The organism is Enterococcus wangshanyuanii (genome assembly GCF_002197645.1).
In the GTDB taxonomy this organism is placed as follows: domain Bacteria; phylum Bacillota; class Bacilli; order Lactobacillales; family Enterococcaceae; genus Enterococcus_L; species Enterococcus_L wangshanyuanii.
This window is the reverse complement of sequence record NZ_CP021878.1, coordinates 43,242-64,252: the sequence shown is the minus strand read 5'-3', so window position 1 is coordinate 64,252 and position 21,011 is coordinate 43,242. Positions and strand designations below refer to the sequence as shown.

The 21,011-nt window shown below is 35.5% G+C and carries 24 protein-coding genes and 2 pseudogenes; 25 read left to right on the top strand and 1 reads right to left on the bottom strand.

The genetic code is table 11. The features are described from left to right. From CC204_RS21435 to CC204_RS21755, 8 genes and pseudogenes are all read left to right on the top strand, one after another. Window positions 1-299, top strand: a 299-nt coding sequence (locus CC204_RS21435) for a hypothetical protein (RefSeq protein WP_193434227.1), incomplete at its 5' end; no start/stop codon positions are given. Beyond that, on the top strand, window positions 293-514 hold the full coding sequence (locus CC204_RS20980) for an LPXTG cell wall anchor domain-containing protein (protein WP_088272041.1): 222 nt from the start codon (window positions 293-295) through the stop codon (window positions 512-514). The genes CC204_RS21435 and CC204_RS20980, both read left to right, overlap by 7 nt. Continuing rightward, a pseudogene (locus CC204_RS21935) lies at window positions 442-606 on the top strand (hypothetical protein); the annotation flags it as partial. The gene CC204_RS20980 and the pseudogene CC204_RS21935, both read left to right, overlap by 73 nt. A 42-nt stretch (window positions 607-648) precedes the next feature. Beyond that, entirely contained in the window at window positions 649-1,140 is a 492-nt protein-coding gene (locus CC204_RS20975; RefSeq protein ID WP_088272040.1) for an SspB-related isopeptide-forming adhesin, read from the top strand. Between the two features lie 13 nt (window positions 1,141-1,153). Beyond that, window positions 1,154-1,333 (top strand): hypothetical protein, encoded by a 180-nt coding sequence (locus CC204_RS20970; protein ID WP_088272038.1) that lies wholly within the window; start codon window positions 1,154-1,156, stop codon window positions 1,331-1,333. 37 nt (window positions 1,334-1,370) lie between these two features. Next, on the top strand, window positions 1,371-1,457 hold the full coding sequence (locus CC204_RS21930; protein ID WP_120308927.1) for a hypothetical protein: 87 nt from the start codon (window positions 1,371-1,373) through the stop codon (window positions 1,455-1,457). Between the two features lie 58 nt (window positions 1,458-1,515). After that, window positions 1,516-1,875 (top strand): hypothetical protein, encoded by a 360-nt coding sequence (locus tag CC204_RS20965; protein ID WP_088272037.1) that lies wholly within the window; start codon window positions 1,516-1,518, stop codon window positions 1,873-1,875. A 25-nt stretch (window positions 1,876-1,900) separates the two neighbouring features. After that, entirely contained in the window at window positions 1,901-2,029 is a 129-nt protein-coding gene (locus CC204_RS21755; RefSeq protein ID WP_257790127.1) for a hypothetical protein, read from the top strand. A 517-nt stretch (window positions 2,030-2,546) separates the two neighbouring features. Here the strand turns inward: CC204_RS21755 and CC204_RS20960 are convergent. Further along, complete coding sequence (locus tag CC204_RS20960) at window positions 2,547-2,846, bottom strand: hypothetical protein (RefSeq protein WP_088272035.1); 300 nt, start codon at window positions 2,844-2,846, stop codon at window positions 2,547-2,549. A 274-nt stretch (window positions 2,847-3,120) separates the two neighbouring features. Here CC204_RS20960 and CC204_RS20955 point away from each other — a divergent pair, with 274 nt between their 5' ends. The 17 genes and pseudogenes from CC204_RS20955 to CC204_RS20875 all read left to right on the top strand — a co-directional run bounded on the left by CC204_RS20955 (window position 3,121) and on the right by CC204_RS20875 (window position 20,896). Continuing rightward, on the top strand, window positions 3,121-3,432 hold the full coding sequence (locus CC204_RS20955) for a hypothetical protein (RefSeq protein WP_088271971.1): 312 nt from the start codon (window positions 3,121-3,123) through the stop codon (window positions 3,430-3,432). A 93-nt stretch (window positions 3,433-3,525) separates the two neighbouring features. Next, the gene (locus tag CC204_RS20950) at window positions 3,526-3,981 is read left to right on the top strand and encodes a type III secretion system protein PrgE (RefSeq protein ID WP_088271970.1); all 456 of its coding nucleotides are present in this window, start codon (window positions 3,526-3,528) and stop codon (window positions 3,979-3,981) included. A gap of 31 nt (window positions 3,982-4,012) precedes the next feature. Continuing rightward, a complete protein-coding gene (locus CC204_RS20945; RefSeq protein WP_069653744.1) occupies window positions 4,013-4,240 on the top strand; it encodes a type III secretion system protein PrgF in 228 nt (75 codons plus the stop codon). A gap of 12 nt (window positions 4,241-4,252) precedes the next feature. After that, window positions 4,253-5,053, top strand: a complete 801-nt coding sequence (locus CC204_RS20940; protein WP_088271969.1) for a TrbL/VirB6 family protein — start codon at window positions 4,253-4,255, stop codon at window positions 5,051-5,053. 1 nt (window position 5,054) lies between these two features. Further along, window positions 5,055-5,267 (top strand): PrgI family protein, encoded by a 213-nt coding sequence (locus tag CC204_RS21660; protein WP_227011299.1) that lies wholly within the window; start codon window positions 5,055-5,057, stop codon window positions 5,265-5,267. 93 nt (window positions 5,268-5,360) lie between these two features. Further along, complete coding sequence (locus CC204_RS20930) at window positions 5,361-7,742, top strand: VirB4-like conjugal transfer ATPase, CD1110 family (protein WP_088272034.1); 2,382 nt, start codon at window positions 5,361-5,363, stop codon at window positions 7,740-7,742. A gap of 11 nt (window positions 7,743-7,753) precedes the next feature. Then, entirely contained in the window at window positions 7,754-10,366 is a 2,613-nt protein-coding gene (locus tag CC204_RS20925) for a phage tail tip lysozyme (RefSeq protein WP_088272032.1), read from the top strand. Window positions 10,367-10,388: 22 nt separating this feature from the next. Continuing rightward, window positions 10,389-11,060 (top strand): hypothetical protein, encoded by a 672-nt coding sequence (locus CC204_RS20920; protein ID WP_088272031.1) that lies wholly within the window; start codon window positions 10,389-10,391, stop codon window positions 11,058-11,060. After that, window positions 11,053-11,322: a type III secretion system protein PrgM gene (locus CC204_RS20915; RefSeq protein WP_088272029.1), complete on the top strand. Its 270-nt coding sequence runs from the start codon at window positions 11,053-11,055 to the stop codon at window positions 11,320-11,322. The genes CC204_RS20920 and CC204_RS20915 overlap by 8 nt, the downstream gene beginning before the upstream one ends. Then, window positions 11,315-12,619 carry a hypothetical protein gene (locus CC204_RS20910; protein ID WP_088272027.1) on the top strand — a complete coding sequence of 435 codons (1,305 nt, stop codon included), beginning with the start codon at window positions 11,315-11,317 and terminating at the stop codon, window positions 12,617-12,619. Before CC204_RS20915 ends, CC204_RS20910 begins: the two co-directional genes overlap by 8 nt. Window positions 12,620-12,636: 17 nt before the next feature. Beyond that, the gene (locus CC204_RS20905; RefSeq protein ID WP_088272026.1) at window positions 12,637-12,945 is read left to right on the top strand and encodes a hypothetical protein; all 309 of its coding nucleotides are present in this window, start codon (window positions 12,637-12,639) and stop codon (window positions 12,943-12,945) included. 78 nt (window positions 12,946-13,023) lie between these two features. Next, complete coding sequence (locus CC204_RS20900) at window positions 13,024-13,947, top strand: hypothetical protein (protein WP_088272025.1); 924 nt, start codon at window positions 13,024-13,026, stop codon at window positions 13,945-13,947. 37 nt (window positions 13,948-13,984) lie between these two features. Beyond that, a complete protein-coding gene (locus CC204_RS20895) occupies window positions 13,985-14,470 on the top strand; it encodes a DUF3801 domain-containing protein (RefSeq protein ID WP_088272024.1) in 486 nt (161 codons plus the stop codon). Beyond that, entirely contained in the window at window positions 14,470-16,281 is a 1,812-nt protein-coding gene (locus tag CC204_RS20890) for a VirD4-like conjugal transfer protein, CD1115 family (protein ID WP_088272023.1), read from the top strand. Before CC204_RS20895 ends, CC204_RS20890 begins: the two co-directional genes overlap by 1 nt. Before the next feature lie 63 nt (window positions 16,282-16,344). Continuing rightward, window positions 16,345-19,491 carry a toprim domain-containing protein gene (locus CC204_RS20885; protein WP_088272022.1) on the top strand — a complete coding sequence of 1,049 codons (3,147 nt, stop codon included), beginning with the start codon at window positions 16,345-16,347 and terminating at the stop codon, window positions 19,489-19,491. A 34-nt stretch (window positions 19,492-19,525) separates the two neighbouring features. Beyond that, window positions 19,526-20,569: pseudogene (locus CC204_RS20880) on the top strand (ArdC-like ssDNA-binding domain-containing protein); the annotation flags it as partial. 51 nt (window positions 20,570-20,620) lie between these two features. Next, window positions 20,621-20,896 (top strand): LtrD, encoded by a 276-nt coding sequence (locus tag CC204_RS20875; protein ID WP_088272019.1) that lies wholly within the window; start codon window positions 20,621-20,623, stop codon window positions 20,894-20,896. The last annotated feature ends 115 nt before the right edge of the window (window positions 20,897-21,011 follow it).

Below are 21,011 nucleotides of genomic sequence, written 5' to 3'. Positions count from 1 at the left end.
ATATTTTAACAATCAGTGCAAGCTACAATAAAGATTTCTCTAATCCGTACTCTACACGTAAATTTGCCCTACAAGACAGCAGTACAGAAAAGAACCCAAATAGCAAGGGAACTGTTGGCAGCGTAACAACTGAAAAACCAACGATTAGTTTATCTACATTACACTTTAACAATAATCCTGATACGCCAGACGTTCCAACACCACCGACACCACCAACAAAAGATGTGACTAAAACTGACGGTGGGGAATCAATCAATGAAGGTGACGTTGCTTTAAACTCTGACTTCTTTACGTGTTAAATTCAAGTGTTTTACAACTAAATCGTCAAGATACAACCAGCTGGACGATCAATGACGATTATGACGAAAATTTTGATCGCTACAACGGAACATTCAAATTATATGCAACCAAAGACTTTGATTCTTACAAAGCAGGAGACGAATTGCCACAGATTTCGTCAAAGCTGAAGATAAGAAAGGCAAGGTCTTATTTACTGCTCAAAAAGCGTTCTTAGACGTTGTAAACAAGCATAAAGACAAAGAGGTCGGATTTACTATTCACGCTTCATTCTATCGCTTTAAAGACTCTGACAAGGTTCTAAATACGTTTGTAGAGACAATCAATGATGTGAAGCAGGATTCTAACGAAGTGTACACAAAAACGCCGAAACCTGAACCGCATAAGTTCGATTTATCAAAAGAAAAGTTTGATTTAACAGGAGACAAGCTTTTAGACGATGACAGCGAAATGAAAGACCGTTATGCGGATTCTAACAAAGATCCTTACAACGATAAAACAGATAATAACGAAAAAGAAAATATCAATACAACGGATGTAAAAGCAGGTCAAACGCTGTATTATCAATTGTGGTTGGATACAAGACCATTTGACGAAACAAGCGAATTAACTTATTTGCGTATGGTTGATAAATACGATGCGGCTTCCGTAACGGTCAATAAAGACCAGTTGAAAGTATATGATGCAAAAGGAACAGATTTCACAAAATACTTCAAAATTGAAGACGATGGAAAAGGCACTTTGACGATTTCAGCGAATGTCTTCAAAAAAGCAAAGAATTCTAAAGGCGAAGAGGTTTCTATCGTCGATACTGAAAAAAATTCCGTTCGGACAATTTTATAAAATCGATGCGCCAATGACCGTGAAAAAAGATGTGAAAGCAGGAATAGATATCATTAATACCGCCGATCAACAATGGCAAGATTCAGACGGAACAGAAGAACACCATGAAACAGAAAAACGTGTCAATAAAGTTCCGAAAGCTGCCGATCCGAAAAAAGAAGAGCCAAAATCACCAGTAGAAAAAAGTTGCTGAAAAGGTACTTCCACATACTGGTGACAGTCCAACAAGTATTTTTGTTAAATTACTTGGATGGATCATTACTCTGAGCAGCATTATTTTTTTCACAGTTCGATCAAAAAAAACAAACAAATCGTAAACGATGAAGAACCGTTCTAATGAACGGTTTTTTCTTTTAAATTCGAGGAGGTGAATAGATGGGAACGAGTATTTTTAAGGAACAAGCACGTCACTTAGCGTTGAAGGAATCAGACGTTGATTTTGTTTATCAACGCAGCAATCAACAAAAAATCCTAAAACAGTTAACAATCAATGCAAATAAAGTAATCGAACTAAGAGAAAACAATTTGTTGGAATTTAAACAATGGCAGGAATACAGTGCGATTTTGTTGGTTCACAATAGAAAAACAATAAAAATTCCGATTACAAAAGGTAGTTGGCGATATTGTGGTAAAAATAAAGCACGATTACGCTTTCTATTCCAAATAATGTTAGATTGTCTAGATCAAAATGCAGAATTGGCACTTACGATAAGGAGTCACAAAGAGTTAAGTTAATACACAAAGAAAGAAGGCTTTTAAAATGGAAAGAGAAAAAGTAATCAAAAAAATGATTATCTGTGATGACTTTATTGAAAATCAAGCGAATGAATTACTGAAGGAACTGAAAAAAGAGACAGGGACATATGGAGAAATTCGGGAGAAACCTTGAACTAATGCCTAAAAACAATTCATTGGTTTTGTTGTTAGACGTGCAAAAAAACTATTAAAAAAGAAATTAGCACAATCAAAGTAGGGAGGCATTTAAGTGAGTAAAAAAGGGAAAGAAAATAGTACAAACCGAACAAGGGAAGTATTTCAAATGTCCGGTTTTATTTGGATCAAGGGGCGTAGGACGGCAAGAGGCTTTTAAATCTTTACTTCAACGAATTGAACGAGGCGAGATCACTATTTAATAGTATTTTTATAGAATCTATTGAGATCATTATTAAATTCTAGTAACCGTTTTAGAGTATTCATTTAAATATAGTTCATTCGTAATTAAGTTTCATAGTCAAGCTCGTAACCTAAAATATCAAGGTCATTTGATATTTGTTTAGCGAAAGAAGTCCTTGTATTGCCGTCTATTATCGATCTGTAATTGTCTTTTTTTTAAAATGATTATAGGATCAGAACTTACGGACAGTTCAGGATCTAATTCTATTTTAGTACATGCAATCAAATTTTCGTCAGTGACTTTCTTGATGCCGTGTACCAAATGTAAATTCTTCCAACAAAAATTTCTTGGGTTTCTGCTTATTTGAAGTCAAGAAATCTTTGATTTTATCAATGTTCAAATAAGCGTCTAATATGAATTGATCAGAGTAACCAATATAAATAGGGAATCTGTAGTATTCATATTGTTCTTGGCAGTCAGTCTCATTTTCAACTACTTCAGCAATTCTGTTTGCATGTTTTTGGATAATATGATTGGGTAAATATGAATGTGTCTTCATTAATTTTCTAATCATACTCAAAGTTAAAGTCATACAAGTCTCTCCTTTGTTTTTGTCAGACAATTATATCATATAAAACAAAAATAATTTTATATTTCATTCATTTTGTGTTTGTGGAAAGAGGAGATGACATGATTAAAAGAAAGTAAAAAAACTGTAAAGACTGCTCAAGAGAACCACTCCCAAGTGTCGTTCTGTTAGGAGAAAAAGGTCGTGGTAAACAGGAGCCGCTAAAGTTGTTATTAGAACGAATTGAAAAAGGTGAAATTACTATTTAATCATTTTTTAATCATGAAAGGAGAAAACAATGGAAAAGGTTACTTCAGCAACTGTTGAAATTGCAAGATATGTAACAGAATTTGATCATACTCAATGGCCATTTTTTAAAAGTGAATTTCCTGAAGCTGTATATGATGAAGTGAGAAAAAAGTATTTATCTTTGAATGAAGACTTTTTTGATAACAGTGATCTGAGACAATTGGAAAATGAAATCTTGAATGGTGAGGTAGTTCACTTAGAGAATATTTGTTTAGCACCTGATTATTACTGTTACTACAATGAAAAAACAACAGAGTATATTGCAGTGATGATTCCTAATAGCGACTTATCATTGAATTAATCAGAATTTTAGTCGTGAAGCTATGGTACTTATGTCTATCTGAATAGGTGCTTTTTTTGTTATAAAAAATCGTTTTAAAGGAGAGAAAAACCAATGAAATATCAAAGACCAACAGAGCGTAGAAACGGATTTAAACAGTTTACAGTAGGAACGCATGCAGCAACGATTACAAAAGTACAGAACAAACAAGCAAAAAGCGGAAGCGATATGTTTATTCTATTTCTTGAAGGGAAAAATGAAGAACAGGGTCGTTTCTTTTTAACGTTCGGAAATGATTTCACACAAGACAATATGAATTTTCTTCTTGCGAGCATTGAAGACAACGGTGTTGAGATTCCAGATTTGACCTTTGGATATAATCCAGATACGTTGAAATTTCTCACAAGAAAAGACGTTTACATTCGAGTAGAAGAAGGGTCATATCAGGGACAGCCACAAGTACAAATAAAAGAATTTTTAACACTAGAAGAGTTTGAAAACAGCGAAGAAGAATCAGGATTTGACGGATTTGGACAAGAGGATAATTTTCACTCTTCAGAATGGCAATAACTAAAAAATAAGTAGAAAAGAGGAAATAGAAATGGATATCGTTACAAAAATTGTCACAATCATCGGAGCGATCATCGGTGTTTTAGCAGCTGTCGGCATTATGTTAGGAGTAAAGGATGTTCGTTCAGGAATGCAGACGGATGATCCAAGAAAAACAGATAAAGGGATTGAGGCAATTATTGTTGGTGGGGCATTTGCCTTGATTGCAACAGGCGTAGGTGCATACGTAATTGCTCAGCTTAGTTCAATCAAATTCTAAGGAGGGAAAAGAATGAATATTCCAGAATCCACCCTCAATCAGCTGTTTCAAAGTTTAGGAGAATATAATCCAACGACAAATGAAGTGATGGGAAAGATAGCGAAAGTCTTGATTCCTTTGGGACTGGCGATTTTAGGCATTCTTTTCATGGTGGAAATGACCAGTGTAACAAAGAAATTTAAAATGGAAGACGGAGGATTGGGTGTAGAAGTCCTTACAGACTTAGCAATGAAATATATCATTGCGTTTGTGCTGATCATGTCTTCGGGTTATATCGTAGACGGAATTGTATGGTTTGGGATTCAAGCAGCTAAGTGGATCAATTCAGTTGTGACTATTACAGGAACAAGTGATGCAATCCCTCAGATGGGAAAAGTATCCTGGTGGGCAAAACCACTTGTACTTTTATTTCAAGTGTTCGCCTATATTGCACTTTTTCTATCTTCGTTTATCACGAATATTCTCATTTTTTTACGAGGGATTCAACTGTATATTGTCAAAGCGATGGCACCTATCTTGATTGCTTTCTTCGTAAACGATGAGCTTCGCTCAATTGCTGTAGGGTATATCAAACAAATCATGGCGCTTGTTCTACAAGGTGCACTATTAGTCTTGATCGTTGGTTTAATTCCAATTTTAATGGCCAACGATTATTTGTCTTTTGCTTCATTTGAAGGTGGAGTTTGGGACAATGCAGGAGCATTAATGATCAATATCATGATTTATGTAGTGCTCATTTTTAAATATGTAGCGATTATAATCATTTTGATTGGCTCACAAGGAATGGCCAAACGATTTATGGGGGCGATGTAGTATGGCAATTGGCTCACAATTTTATAAAGATGTGTCTAAAATTGAACGAAAGGTATGGGGGATCAGTATACGACAGCTGAAAGCCTATGTCTTATTAGCAGGTACTGCGCTCATATTAGGAGTAGAAATATTTTTTCTTCCTGATTGGGCGTTTTTAATTTTCTCTCTACCTACTGCGATCGTTTTAGGGTATTATCCGTTTTTCTATTGTTGAATACGTGGAAAGAAAAGAAACGGAAGTTCGAACTTTACTTTTATTATGAAGAACGAACCTATAGATCAGGACAGATAAGGAGATATGGAAAGCATGAATTTACTCAAAAAGAAACCATCAAAGAAACAGATGAGATCTAAACAAACAGAAAAGCAAATGAAACAACGTGTGATGGAAAAAGCTAATCCAACAGCGCAAGACAGTATTAAGTATACACTTCAGTTTGAAGAGGGCTTAATGCACGTTGTAGAAGGCGAATATTCCAAAACCTATCGATTGGGTGAAGTTGATTATGAAGTCTCGATGGAACAGGAACAGGAAGATATCGTGGTTGGCTATGCAGATGGGCTGAATACCTTAGATAAAAATTCAAGATATCAACTATTGGTACTTAATAAACGAATCGACGACTCTTTATTAGAGTCTATTCTATTACCTTATGCGGCAGATCCGTTGGACAATTATCGCCAAGAAATGAATGAGATCATTGATAAACAGTTCCAACAAGATCAACGAAATTTTACGATTGAAAAATATGCCACGTTTACAACCAAGAGTTCGTCTAGAAAACAGGCGAATAAAAATATTGAAACAATCGCAAAAAACTTTAAAAATCGTTTTGAAGCAAATGAAGTAGACCTGTCTGTGACTCCTCTAAGTGGTGTAGAACGGCTGTCAGTAATGAGTGGTCTCTTACGACCAGGTTCTTATTTTAGTACAACATATCAAGACATTGCGGTATCAGGATTGAATAGTAAAGCATTTATCGTTCCTGGGAAAATTCGTTTTGTGAAAGACAAAAAGTATATGCGCTTAGGCGAATATTATGCTGCTGTGCTATATATTCGCCAATACCCGAAATACTTAGAAGATCGTTTGATACGAGAATTATGTGCAATAGGAACAGAACTTGCTATCAGTATCCATGCCACGCCTTATGACATGATCCAAGCAAAGAAAAATATTCAAACCATGCAGACGTTAAATAATGTTGCGATTAGTAAGCAGCAAAAAGATAATTTTCAGCAAGGTGTTGGGGAAGATATGATTGCAGGTGACTTGAAGGACACTAAAGAATCAACGGAAGCCTTAATGGAAGAAATCAAAGAAAACGGACAAAAAATGTTTTCAGGAATTTTCACCACTTTTTTGATTGCGAAAACAGAAGCTGAGTTAGAAGAGTCCATTAAAGCAGTTGAGGATGTGGGTCATACATGGCAAGTAGATTTTGAGGTAGTAGAAGACTACAAAGAGGAAGCATTGAATACGATCTTACCGATCGGTAAACCGTATTTGGATGTAGAAATGAATTATATGCGTGATATGACGAGCACGAATGTGGCTTCACAGGTACCATTTACCAATGTTGAGCTACAAAGTCCAACTGGCCAATATTATGGGCGAAACCAAATAACGAATAATGTCATTACCTTAGATCGTAAAAAAGATTTGCCAACCCCTAGTGGATTGATATTTGGTACTTCTGGTTCAGGAAAAGGAATGGCTACTAAGTGGGAAATGATCAGTGCTTTACTTCGCTATCCAAAAGATTTATTCCGTATTGTTGATCCCGAAAGTGAGTATATACCGATTGCTCGAGCTTTTGGTGCTGAAATCTTAGATATTTCAACAGGGACACAACACCATTTAAACATTTTAGATATGGTTGACAGTCGTTTATTGGATGTAGAAGATCGAAATGTCGATTTAGTTAAAGAAAAGGCCAATTTACTATCTGGCCTATTTGAATCCTTATTAAAGTCCTATACAGATGAAGATGCCTCGATCGTTGACCGTGTGACAAGAAAAACGTATGCAGCATTTGAAGGGAGTCAAGAACCGCCTACCCTAGTAGAGTGGTTTAATATTTTGCTAGAGCAACCAGAACCAGAAGCGAAAACATTAGCTACAAAAGTAGAACCTTACTGTATTGGCTCGCAAGATATTTTTGCACATAAAACAAATATTGATTTAAATGCCAAGTTTGTTGTGTTCAATATCAAGAAACTAGATGAAAAAATGAAGCCTTTTGCGATGAAAGTCATTTTAGATCAGATCTGGAAGCAAGTCGTAGCAAATCAAGGGAAAGTTACTACTCGTCTATATTTTGATGAATTACAAGTGAATTTTGAAGAAGAAAGTTCCGCTAGTTGGTTCTTAAATTTATGGGTACGTATCCGAAAATATGGGGCGGTTACAACAGGAATCACTCAAAATATCTCAACAATGTTGGATAGTCCAGCTGGTATGAAAATGCTATCTAATAGTGAATTTATGATTCTGTTACGCCAAAAACCTGTAGATTTACAAAGACTGAAAGAAGCGGTCAATTTGAAACCTAAATTATTGAAGTATGTAGGCGAAAAAGTACCACAAGGAACAGGTTTGATCTATGCCAATGGAACGATCGTTCCATTTGAAAATCCTATTCCAGAGAATACAGAACTCTTTGAAATAATGAACACAGATGCTTAGGAAGTGATTCTATGACGAAAGAAGAGAAGCCTTCTTGGAAAGAAAACCAAAAAATTGCGCCTAGAGTGAAGGATGGCGTTAGCAAAAATGCTTTCCGTAATCCACGAGAAGCAACGAAGGTATCTAAGAAAGCATTTAAACAGGCAAAAAAAGACTATAAACTTTCTAGAAAAGGGTATAAGGGTCAATTAAAAAAGCATAAGATCAACGTGAAAAAGGGCAGTCAAGCTCCTTCAATCGATCATATCATTGCAAAGAAAAAATTTATTGAAGACAAAAACGGTAAAAAAGTAGCCAAACGTGTCTATCAAAAAATAAAGGCTAAAGATACAACTAGAATTTCTGTACAACTTAAAAGTGAAACCAAAGTTTCTATGAAAGAAGAAACTAAGCAACAATCATTAAAGGTCTTGAGTGAAGATGATACTTTAAAAGAGGGCGTAGAAGCTTATCGAAAACTACGACGAGCCAATCAAAAAATTCGTGTTGGTTTCAAAATCGGTAAAAATACTGGAAAAGTAGCATTAAAAACAGGAAAAGGTGCTTATGGTTTAGGTAATCGCACGTTCAATTTTTCAAGAGGACGTGGATTCCACCGAACACCAGAGAATCTTACGACACGAAAACAATTGATGTACAAATTACGTAATCACCGTCAACGAATGAAAGCGGCTAAGGCCGCAAAAAAAGCTGAAAAAGGTCTTAGCTTAGTTCGTTCTGTCCTAACAGGCAAAAAATCGGCTTCAAAAGCAGCGATGATTCTTATTAAAAACCCAATTACCTGGATCGTCTTATTAGTTGTAGTTGTTGTTTTTATGATGATGGGTATTGCAGGAGGAACACAGAAACCTGCGATCGTTCAAGAAGATGAAGATTTAACAGACTCATGGGTTTATATGACGAAACTAGATGCAGAGCACACGGACGACACCAATCAATTCTACAGCAACATTGACGATGTCATGTTTTATATGAATTATCGTTTTGAAGAATATAAATTGTCGGACACTGGATTGTTGGGAAAAAACTTTGAGAACTATCTCAGTGATCTGTGGGAAGATTTGAATGGAAAATCTCCTGACTACGAGTTAAAGACCATAAAAGAACTTGAAACAGACAACAAGTCACGTTATTTTCTTTCAGGCGAAGACTATGAGCATTATCAGGAAGTAAAAAAGGAATTAGGCTATACTACATTGGATGATCCGTTAGCATTTCCCTTTGAAACAGATTCATTAATTGTTTCACGTAGATATGGGTACGAAAAGAAAGACGGAAAAGAAAGTTTGTTCCAGGGAATTGAGCTTATGACAGAAGTTAATAAAGCGTTCAATTCCCCACTTGAAGGAAAGGTAACAACTATTCCAAATGAAACAAGTTTAGTCATAGAAAAAGAAAAAAGTGTTCGTTTAACCATTGAAGGCGTTAAAAGTAGTCGATTCAAAGGGAACGAAGACGTGCAAGTCGGTACCTTTTTGGGAAATAGTCCAAATGAAACGGTCACCCTTCAGTATGAAAAATATGATTTAGAGAAAAAGGCTTGGTTTTCTGTTAACCCCGCTTTTTATTTTCCCAATGTGACCTATACGCAAACAACATTATTGGGTTCTTCGTCCTTTGATCCAGGAGCGGATGTAGAGAGTCGAGCACGAGCTGTCTATGACTACTTAACAAAATTAGGATACAAAAAAGAAGGAATTGCCGCTATCTTAGGGAACTTTTCCGTTGAAAGTGGAATCAATCCAAAACGAGCAGAAGGAGATTACTTAAACCCACCTGTAGGAGCGAGTGCTACTTCATGGGATGATCCTGCTTGGCTAGCAATGGGTGGAACGGAAATCTATGGTAAATTCCCTAATATTCTTCATAGAGGGTTAGGATTAGGCCAATGGACAGATACAGCTGACGGAAGTACACGTCATACATTGTTACTTGACTATGCAAAAAGTAAAAAGAAAAAATGGTATGATCTACAATTACAATTAGACTTTATCTTTAATGGTGATTCTCCTGCCTATCGAACAATAGCTGCTAATACAGCAGGAAACAAAGTTGCCGCAACCGTACCAGAATTAACAGTGTATTTCTTGAATAACTGGGAAGGAAATCCAGGAGATAAAACAAGTGAACGGATTCAAGCTGCTCAAAATTGGTTTAACTTCCTGTCTAGTTCAGGGAATGAAGTCAATGGATCAAGTAGCGAAGTCTTCCAAAAATACAAAGATAAAATGAAACCTTTACCTACGGATAGAGAAACGAAACAAGGACAAGGGTGGCCTGGTAATGCGTATGCACTCGGAAATTGTACATGGTACGTGTACAATCGAATGGCACAACTTGGTAAGTCGATTCACCCAACGATGGGAAATGCGAATCAATGGATAGTAAATTATATTCTAACGCCAGGTGCGAGTCTTGTTTCAACACCGAGACGAGGAGATGCCGTGATCTTTACGAATGGAGTGGCAGGTTCAAGTTCTGTATACGGGCATGTGGCATTTGTAGAATATGTTAACAGCGATGGAACGTTTGTAATCTCTGAAATGAATGTGAGTGGTGAATACTCCATGAGTTGGCGTGTATTGAAGAAAGAAGCAGGCGAATACTTTATGCGTGTGAAATAAGAGAAAGGAGAAAATAATTTTTATGTACAATCATGATAAAATACGAAAATTGAAGAAAGCAGGCTTGTTTCTCGGCCTGTTTTTTCTTGTACTTTTATGTTTTTTTGTTGGATTTAGTGTTGGTAAAAGCAAACAACAAGCGGCTCAAAAGCCCGTGAAACAAGAGGTGGTGGAAAAGAAAAAAGATTTGACCACTGATACAGTCCAAAAATTTCTTATTGCCTATTTTACAAGAAAAGATTTAGGAGAAAATCGCAATCGATACGAGCCCCTGGTTACCACGTCTATGTATAACGAATTAACAACAGAGGAAGAACAACCTGTTAATCAAGCGTATAAAGGCTATGTGGTCAATCAAGTACTGGATACAGCAGATATTTACATTAATGCAGAAAATGATACAGCTATATGTGTTGTAACCTATAAAAATACCCAACGAAAGAAAATCGGAAGCAACGAAGGGGCTCTGAAAAATCAATCAAATCAAGAAGCTGTGCAAGTCACCTTTACAAAACAAGGCAAAAAATTCTTGGTAGATAAAATGGAACCTGTAACGTTGACCAATTTATTAAATACAGACAGTAATTCTTACAACACAAATGTAACTACGGAATCTGAATATTTTGAGCCAACGCAATCAACAATGACAAGTTCAACCACACTAGCCACAACGGAGGAATCAAGCCATGAGTAGAATTGAAGAGTTAGAAAAAAAGCAAAAACGGTTAGAAAATGACCTGAAAAAAGCAAAAGAACGATTGAAGAAGCAACAAGAAACCGTCACTAAAAAAGAAAATGAGCTGAAGCAACTGGAAGCAGAAGTTGTTTCAACGTTTTTAGTTGAAAATGATTTGACTTTAACAGATTTAAAGTCATTATTAGCACCTAATCAATCAACGCCCCCTGCGTTAGAAGAAACCCCAAAGGATAATGAAGGAGGAACTGAACATGTTTAATTTTCTAAAGGGAACATTCCGTTTTGAAGTGATCCATTCAGATAACATTCAAACAGAGTCTATTCTGACTCCAGAATCATTAGTGAACTATGTGATTGGCGTAAATAACCACTTAATTAAAGCAGAAGAGACTGGTTGGGTGTATGCAGAAAAATTTAAGGAGGGTAAAAAAGGCAAAGAGCTACTTTATGCATTTAAAATCGAGCTGCCGTTATACGAAGATAATCCCTATTTTGACCAGTTGCTTTCACCATTTTATACAAAAAAGAAACTACCATTTGAAGAGGTTGTTCTTCCAGAGGCAACCAAAGAGACTGAAAGTAAGGCAGGTACACCAGAATTGCCGTCAGAATTACAAGCACTTGCAGAGTCTGGCACAAAACGTTTGGAAGAGCAAGAGCCTGAACCTAGTGAAATCGGTGAAGTGAACTCTGAAGAACAAGAACTCGTAGATCTCAACGAGGATCAAGCGGAACAGCAACAATTAATTGAAAATCTTATGTATCAGCTAGAAATTCAACAAGAAGAGATCCAGAAACTGAAGCAAGAAAATGCTTCAAATATCAGCCTTAGCGATCCTTTTTCAAATGCAGATATAAAAACCGAATTAGTGGTAAAGAAGAAACAGCCTGAAGTAAGTTCAGATAAATCGTATCCTGGTCTTTCTTTAGATTCGATTGAACCAAAAACAGAAAAAACAACAGTTTTATCAACTCCTGAATCAGTTGATGCTGTAAGTGATGTGTTGGATCTTGTGAAAAATGAATTTTCTTCTCGCCTTTCTAATTTTGTGGAAGAAGAGACAATCAAAATAAATCAAGAAATCAAGGAGCTCGATACTCGTCACTTGATTGAAGAAGAAGTGACGAAACGTGTTCAAGCGGAAAAGCAGCGGACAATTGATGCTGAGATTCTTGTCCTGGATAATGAAGAACAAAAAGAGTTAAAAGAAGAGCAGCAACGACATGAATTAGCAGTTGCGACAATCAAACGAACTTGTGCAGAGAAGAAAGCGAACAAAGAACAAGAATTAGACGTTCACTTTAAAGACAAATTGGCCAATGATATTGCAGTCGAGTACAAAACACAAACCGAGCAACTAACACGTATACTGCAAGGAAAGAAAGACGAGCTTGCGTTTAAACAAAAAGAAATGAACGAAGGCTTAAAGACTAACTTCGCCCAGGTACTTGCTTCATTCAATGAGACTCACGAAAAGGTGATTGAACAAGTAGAACAACAAAAAGTGGCCAATCAACCGATTGACTTTTTAGCACATAAAAAAGCAGCTAATTAGTATGAAAGGAAGGCAAAATGAAAAAAAACGAATTAAATCATTTGTTGAATGTAATTTATTACGATTTCTTTATATTGGTTAGAACATTAGGTGTGATCGAAGAATGTGATGCAAAAGAATTTAGATTTTGTGGGAAAATGGCGGATATGATTCATGATTTTCCGAAATGTGATGTAAATTCTGATTATTTTAAGCTAGAGTTGATTGATTATTCTAATTTTTTAGCTGATAATTTGGATAAAGGAATTTTTCAGCAAAAAGATGTTGACCTTATCTATAAAGAACAGTTAAAAATGATAGCAGCCGTGTTGAATGAGCAAAAATAGAGCTACCAATCCTTAAATATAATTAGTCCATATGGTACAATATAAAATATATTGATACCAAAACCTGGAGGGAATTTATTGGAAGATTGTCGTAATAATCTATGGGAAAAAATTGTTAACATGGGATTGGAAAATTATTTACTAAGTAAAGGAGTAACTGAAGAAAGTATTAAAAGAAGCAAAGACGAAATGTCTTTGGATGAGCGAGACTTATATTATTACTATAATGACAAAAATCAAGTTGTAAATGATAGACTTGTACCAGTGAAAGATATTGTAGGGGTTAGCCGTGTTGTAGATTTTTCATGGTTTGATATTTTAAATTACAGTATTTTAGGGCTTGCCAAAAGTGATTATGAAATAAACATTGAACAGATTAGATTTTTAAGACAATTATTATTGTTAGAAGAAAATAATTTGGATGAATTTCAAAAAATGTATAATCAAACTGGAAACATTTCTTTTCTTGCTTTTAAAAATGGGAATGAGACAAAATATTTTCAATGTACGGATGGAAATCACAGGGTCATTTTAGCTAAAATAACAGGATTAGAAACAATTCGAGCAAATAAAATTCGTTACTATGAGTATAATTCTAAAAATTATAAGTTATATAATATTTATAAAGAAGCGGAAACAGACTTTATAAACTTTTTGGAGGAAACAGAATTTACAGTAACTGATACAGATTGTTTTTCTGGGAGCAAGAGAATCGTTCTAGATTATTTTGATTTCAATGAAACATTTAGCAGAATTGCTTTTTATCCTTTTAATTTGTATGAATTTGAAAGAGATCCACAATCTGTTTTTGAAATGATTGAACAAATGAAGGCAATTCAAGAGGATATAAGCAGTATAAATCAAAAAGCAGAATTATATTTTCGTGTGTATGGTATTATCCCACGAAAATTATTAAAGGTAAGAAAATATCTAGTCTTTGATGAAGTCAATACTAAATCTTTGGCTAAAATAATTGCAATAAAAAAAAGACTAGAAGAATAGTTATGAATAAAATGTACAAAGGATTTGAGGTGAGTAAATGGAACAACGAGAAATCGTCCACCGATATTACATAATGGGGACTAACACGTTGGACAAGACACTTCAGGTGCTGTCTCACTTATCAATGGATGGCCTAGTAAAAATAAAGGATAGTCGTTTCCCTATGAATGGTGAAACGAATTTGTATAAACTCATGAGCCGAAGTGATCCTTTAACTTCGGCTTTTTTAAATGAAAAAGTCAATTTAACTAAATTGAAAGAACACTTGGAAGAACAGGGGCTTCCCTTTGCCTTCAAAGAGACACCAGAAGGTACGAATTTATACTTTCGAGTGAAAGATAAAGAGTTAGCAAAAAAAGCCTTAGAGCGTGTGATAACAGATATTAAGAAAGACCCAAAAAAGATTTTAAAGAAACCAGGCGCTATGACATTTGAAGAAAAAATTGCTTATGCTAAATCTCAAACAGCTTACAAAGGCTCAATTAAGCCTACAGTGGAAAAAACGAAAGGACGTGGTATTTAGTGCAGATATACAAAAAGAAGCTGAAACCATATCTAATTCTTGCATGTGTCTTATTTGTTCTTGGCTTTTTGATAGGAAATTTCTTTTGGTTGTTACCAGGATATGATTACTCGTCAAAACTGAATTATTTGTTTACAAGAGAACTTCTACCATATGTAGAGAGTTCTTTTTTTTCGTTCTTTATCACACCTAATTTTTTAGCATTTGGTGTAGGCTTCTTAAGTTTCTTCAGTGGGTTATTGATGTATGTCTATGATAACGATCGAGGCGTTTATCGAAACGGAGAAGAATATGGATCAGCTCGTTATGCAACAAAAGAAGAAATGAAAAAATATGAAGACGAAATTCCGCAAAATAATAAGATTCTTAGTAAAAATGCAAAAGTTAGTCTTTTTAATAGTCGGCTAGATATAAAATTGCAGAAAAATAAAAATGATTTAGTTATTGGAGATTCGGGAGCTGCCAAAACGCTCTCTTATATCAAAACAAATATAATGCAACGAAACTGTTCATTTCTTTTAACAGATCCCGATGGTGGGGTTGTTCATGAAGTAGGACATTTACTAAAAGAAGATAACTACAAAATAAAAATCCTTGATTTAAATACGCTATCAAATAGTGATAAATTCAATGTATTTAAGTATATGAAGACAGAACTAGACGTTGATCGAGTTTTAGAAGCGGTCACTGAAGCAACAAAAAAAGGAGATCAGGAAGATATTGATTTTTGGCCAAAAGCTGAAGGATTACTCATTCGTTCTTTTATTGCTTATTTGTGGTTCGATGGTCAAGATAATGATTATTTGCCGCATTTAGGTATGATTGCAGATATGTTGCGCTTTGTTAAGAGGCAAGATCCTAAAGTTCCAAGCCCTGTGGAAGAGTGGTTTGAAGAGCAAAATGAACGTCACCCAAATAATTATGCTTATAAACAATGGTCATTATTTAATGAACTTTTTGAAGCAGAAACAAGAGCGAGCGTACTTGGAATTGCGGCTGCTCGCTATTCTGTCTTTGACCATGAACAAGTTGTTGACTTGATTCGTGAAGATACAATGGACATTGACTCGTGGACAGAAGAAAAAACAGCAATCTTTATTGCTATACCAGAAACTAATGATGCCTACAATTTCATTTCTGCTTTATTTATGGCAACTGTGGCTGAACAATTACGAGTGAAATCAGATGCAGTTCGTTTAGGGAAATTGAAGCTTGAAAAAGGAAAGAAACTCTTACATTTTCGATTCCTTATGGATGAATTTGCCAATATCGGCAAAATTCCTCATTTTGAAAAACTTCTTACAACCTTCAGAAAAAGAGAAATGTCTTTTGCGATTATTTTACAATCGCTTAACCAACTACAGGCAATGTACAAAAATAGTTGGGAAAATATTGTAAATGGATGTGCTTCATTGATTTTTCTTGGAGGTGATGAAGAGAAAACAGCTAAATATTTGTCTCAGCGAATTGGAAAACAAACATTATCTATTAGAAAACACAGTATTAATAAGAGTCGAAATGGTGGCGCATCAGAAAATCGAGATAAATACGGTCGTGATCTATTAGACACAAGTGAAGTAACAAAAATTGATGGTGATGAATGCTTAGTTTTTATAACGAAAGAGCATGTTTTCAGAGATAAAAAGTTCTATGCCTTTGATCATGAACTAGCGGATGAACTTGGGACAAATCCCGATGATCCCAAATGGTTCACATACAAGCGCTATCGTAACGAGGAAGAAGAATTGCTTGATAAAGTCAGGAAAGAAGATATCGTGGATCATGGCACGATTATGGACGATGCTGCATAACTAAAAAAGTCGAACGGTCAATAATTGATCGTTCGACTTTTTGCTTAGAAAGGGGGATTTAATGTGGCAAAAACACATGAAGAACGTCAAAAAGCGTTAGAAGAAGCAGAAAGTAAAAATATTGTTGATGTTGCACAAGGTTTAGGGATGGATTTGGTGAGATCAGGTAGAAATTATACCTGGTCTGAACATGATAGTTTCGTATTCAATACTAGAAAAAACTTATTCTATTGGAACTCTAGACAAAAGGGCGGCGGCGCAATTCAATTGGTTCAAGTAATTAAGGAGTGCAGTTACAGAGAAGCAGTAGCTTATCTGAATAATATGGATGTTGGTACGTTTGATCAAATTAAAGAAGCAAGAAGACGTCCCTTTCACTATCACTTAAAAGAACATACCAAAATGGATGCAACGATTGATTATTTAGTCAATGAACGGAAACTATCCAGAGAAACGGTTGACTTTTTTATCGAAAAAGGACTAATTGCACAAGCTACCTATAAGGATAAAGAATCAGGAAAAACGGAACCCGTCGTGGTATTCAAACATTTTGGTTTTGATGGAAATGTAAAAGGGATCGCCCTACAAGGAATATGGAAAAATCACGAATTACATGGTGACAGAGGCTATTTAAAAAGAACCTGGGGCGACGGATATTACGGTTTAACAGCACGAATTGGGAATCCTCCTTCGTTTAAAACAGCTACTAAAGAAAATCCGTTAACAATTGTTGTATTTGAAGCACCGATAGATCTTATGAGCTATTACGAGCTAAACAAAGCAACTATTGGAAATGTGGTGCTTCTGTGTATGAATGGGTTAAGAAAAGAAACTGTCTCAAAATTTATTGCCAATGAAATAGGGTCGGAAGTATCAGAAGAAGAAAAAATCAATGTTTTGGCACATTTTCAAAAATCAAGAATAAACACAGACAAAATAAAAATGATTCTTGCTGTAGATAATGATCAAGCAGGAAAAAGATTTGTAGAAGGATTTGGACAAGGATTTGGTGTAGTTGAAGAAAAATTACCTCCGTTACTACCTGGAAAAGATAAATCAGATTGGAACGACCATGTGAAGGAACAAAATAAAATTGAAGGAGTACAGATAAATATGAAAAAACAACAGCTGAAAGCAACAGAGCCTATTTCAGAAGAACAAAAAACAAAACAAGAAAAAAAAGAAGCAACGACAAAAACAATTACCGTCTCTAATGATTATCTAACGGATCTAAAAGAAGCTCTGGAAGAATCCGTTAACAAGATGGAGCAAACCAATGACCCAACTCACTATCTCACAGAAAAAGACGTGAAAAAGATCATGGATGAACATTTTACAAAAGTAGAACAATTACTCGCACATTTTCAAACCTCACATGACTTATTAGAGAAACCAACAGCTGAAGAAGCGTTACAGTTGAAAGAAGGACTAATTCAAACTGTAGAATCAGCCAACTCAGATGTTAAACGATCGTTAACTGCTGCTTTAGCAGAAACAAAACAAATAGCTATATCCAATGTAAAAGAAAAGGCCAATCAGTTAAGAATCTATGTGAAAAATACTTTTAATAAACCAATATTAGCCCTTAATGATAAAATCAGAACCTTTGTAGATACGATTGATCAACGTTTTGCTTTGGAAACTGGAGAGAAAAAAGAAGGGATTATTTCTGAAGAAGTATCTGCTGTTTCAGAAGTAAAAAATGAAGAAATTCACCCTACTCAAGACTCTGCTTTAATCAAAGACGTTCAAGAATATATTGCATTGAATGAAACAAAAGCTGCTCTCTTAGCACGTATTCAACAAGAGATACAAACCAACCCTTTAGCAAAAATTGATACATTACAGAAAGAACTAGAAGAAAATCAACACGCTTTAGCAGCTGTAGAAAATCGGATTGAAGCCAATACACCTTCTTTGAATGAAGTAAATAATCAAGAAGTCAAAGGTGCAACTGTAAATGAATTAACAAATCTTGTGAAGGAAAAAGAGCGTTTAGAAAATCAACGAACGCAGCTTGTTCAACAACCAGAATTTTTACGTAAAGAAGGCTCTCTCGATACATTCAAGCAGGTGGATCAGCAACTAACCACTGTGAATGAAAAACTCTCTGAAATTGAAAAAGGGACTCCTAAAGAAAAAGAACAGACAGAAGTAAAAGAACCTACGGTAGATCCGTTCGTTGCTGCCTCAGCTGTAGCAGCTAAACAAGTCGTTGCACATAAAAACGGTCAGAGTGAATCATTAAACAATGCAATATCTGCTCAAAACACAGCTGCAATCAATACTCAATTAAAGTCAAACATGGCTGAATATTATGACCCAAATAATATAAAAACCTACCTTGATTCAGCAAGTAAGTTTCATAATTATTCACCTAAAAATGTTCAATTGATCATGGAACAAGAACCAGGAGCAACGCAAGTAGCCAGTGAGAAAAAATGGAAAACGTTAGGATATGAGCTACAAGAAGATGCGAACCCAATTCAAGTTTATCAACCTGTATTTGTGCCAGTTCGTGACGAAGAAGGACGAGTTAGATATAAAGAGAATAATCAACCAGAAACAACAGTCGAGTTCCAATTGACTCCTGTTTATGACGTGAGCCAAACAACAGCAGGTCAATTAAAAGCACCAATATCCTATGATTTGTCAAATAAAGAGCAGTTTATGGCGGTCTATCAAAGTGTAGCTAATTTATCAGATGCTAAAATTACATTCCAACCTCTAGGAAATTTAAATAGTCACTATGATGCAGCTAACAAAACCATTATTGTGAATGAAGGATTAGGGAAGGAAGCAACCATTCAAACCCTTCTAAATGAAGTGATTCCATTACACAATATGGAAAATGAAATTTTAAAAAATGAACCGTCCTTGAATGTTTTTGAACAAGAAGTAACAGCTTATATGGTAGCGAGTCACATTGGATTAGATACAAGTTCATTTACGTTTGATTCTCTCTCTCGGCTGAAAGATGAAGGGTACACTGTCGATGACTTTACTCGATCATTAACGGACAGTTCAAAAAATGCAACGGATATAATCAGTACAATTGATAAAGGTTACACCAAATCTAAAGACGTAAACAGCACAAAAAATAAATTTGAAGAACGAAAATTACAGGCTGAAGTAAAAAATAAGGAAGTCGCAGAACAGTATCAAAAACGAGAAAAATCTGTGGAACAAGCACCTTCACTAAGAAGATAATTTTAATCAAAGAATACTAGAAGGGAGATTCTTCATGTTAGAGAAATCATTTGTACAGGAAAAAAAGACACCAAAACCTTCTCTTTCAGAGGTCATTAAAAAGAAGGATTATAAAGGATTATCTGAACACTTAGAAGAGGGAATCAAGGATTACTTAGACAGTGATACCTTTCAAAACTATTTAGATTTTGTCTCTAAATTTCATAAATATTCTCAAAAAAATGTCCGATTGATTTTGGCTCAAAAACCAACGGCTCGATATGTCGCAGAGTTTCAATCATGGAAAAAATTAGAACGACATGTAAGGAAAGGGAGTAAGGCTATCTATGTTTATGCGCCTTACTTCAAAGACAAAGTAGATAAAGAAGGTAATAAAGTAACCGATGAGAATGGGGAAATCGTCAAAGAAACACGCTACTTTTTGACTCCTGTTTTTGATGTTAGCCAAACAGAAGGGAAAGAAATTCCTAAACCTGTTTACAATCTATCAGAGGATATGAATGACTCAAAAAAATTTACGCAAACGTACAAGGCATTGGTGGAACTTTCACCAGTGCCTGTTTCAATTCAACCTATAACTAACGAAGCAAATGGCTACTATGATCCTGCAAAAAAAGAGATTGTCGTTCGTCAAGGATTAGGAGAAATCATGACGTTGAAAGTGTTGCTTCATGAGTTGACACACGCAACGCTTCACACCGATTCGCAAGCATTCTTTGGTGATCCGACATATCGCCGTCAAGAATTTGAAGCAGAATCTGTCGCTTATATTGTATCGAATCACCTTGGATTAGATACAAGTGATTACTCATTTGGTTATCTGTCTTCCTGGACAGACCAGGGAAATAAACTGGAAGAACTGACCACTTCATTAGAAACGATTACAACACAGGCCAAAGGATTGATTGAACGTGCAGATCAATTATTGAACAGAGTCTATACACTCGATGCACCTAAAAATAAATTTGAAGAACGTCTTGCGCGAGCAAGAGGACAAGAGCTTCCTGAACCACGAACTCCTTCAAAAGAATATGAGGTAGCTGACCCAAAAGTACACCGTCCCACGAAGACTCTGTGAGTCAGCGGTTCGGGACGAAGCCAAAAGAATTAACGAAAGGAGCCCCAACAAATGGACAATCTAACCGATGAAAGCAAGCTTATTATTGTACAATTTTTCTTGGATGATCCAACGAGTGAAACCCCACGCATTCACTCGAAGAAGAGAGAAAAAAGAAAAGGAACAGTCTTGAAAGAGTTGGACACACTGATTCATGATTTAGAAGAAATTGAGACAGATATTGACCTAGAACCTTACAAAGAAGCAGCAAAAATCCTTCGTAAGCTGCGTGGAAAAGACGAATACATGAGTTTTGTGGATGAATTATTGCAGCCTTATCTTTCTTAATGACTTAAAAAGGAATAAAAATAGGTCAATAAAAGTCAAAGATAGAAACGGGGATTGGGGAGACCCCAAAACTTTAAGAGCCACCTTCCTGCTTTTTAGGTAGGTGGCTTTTAAA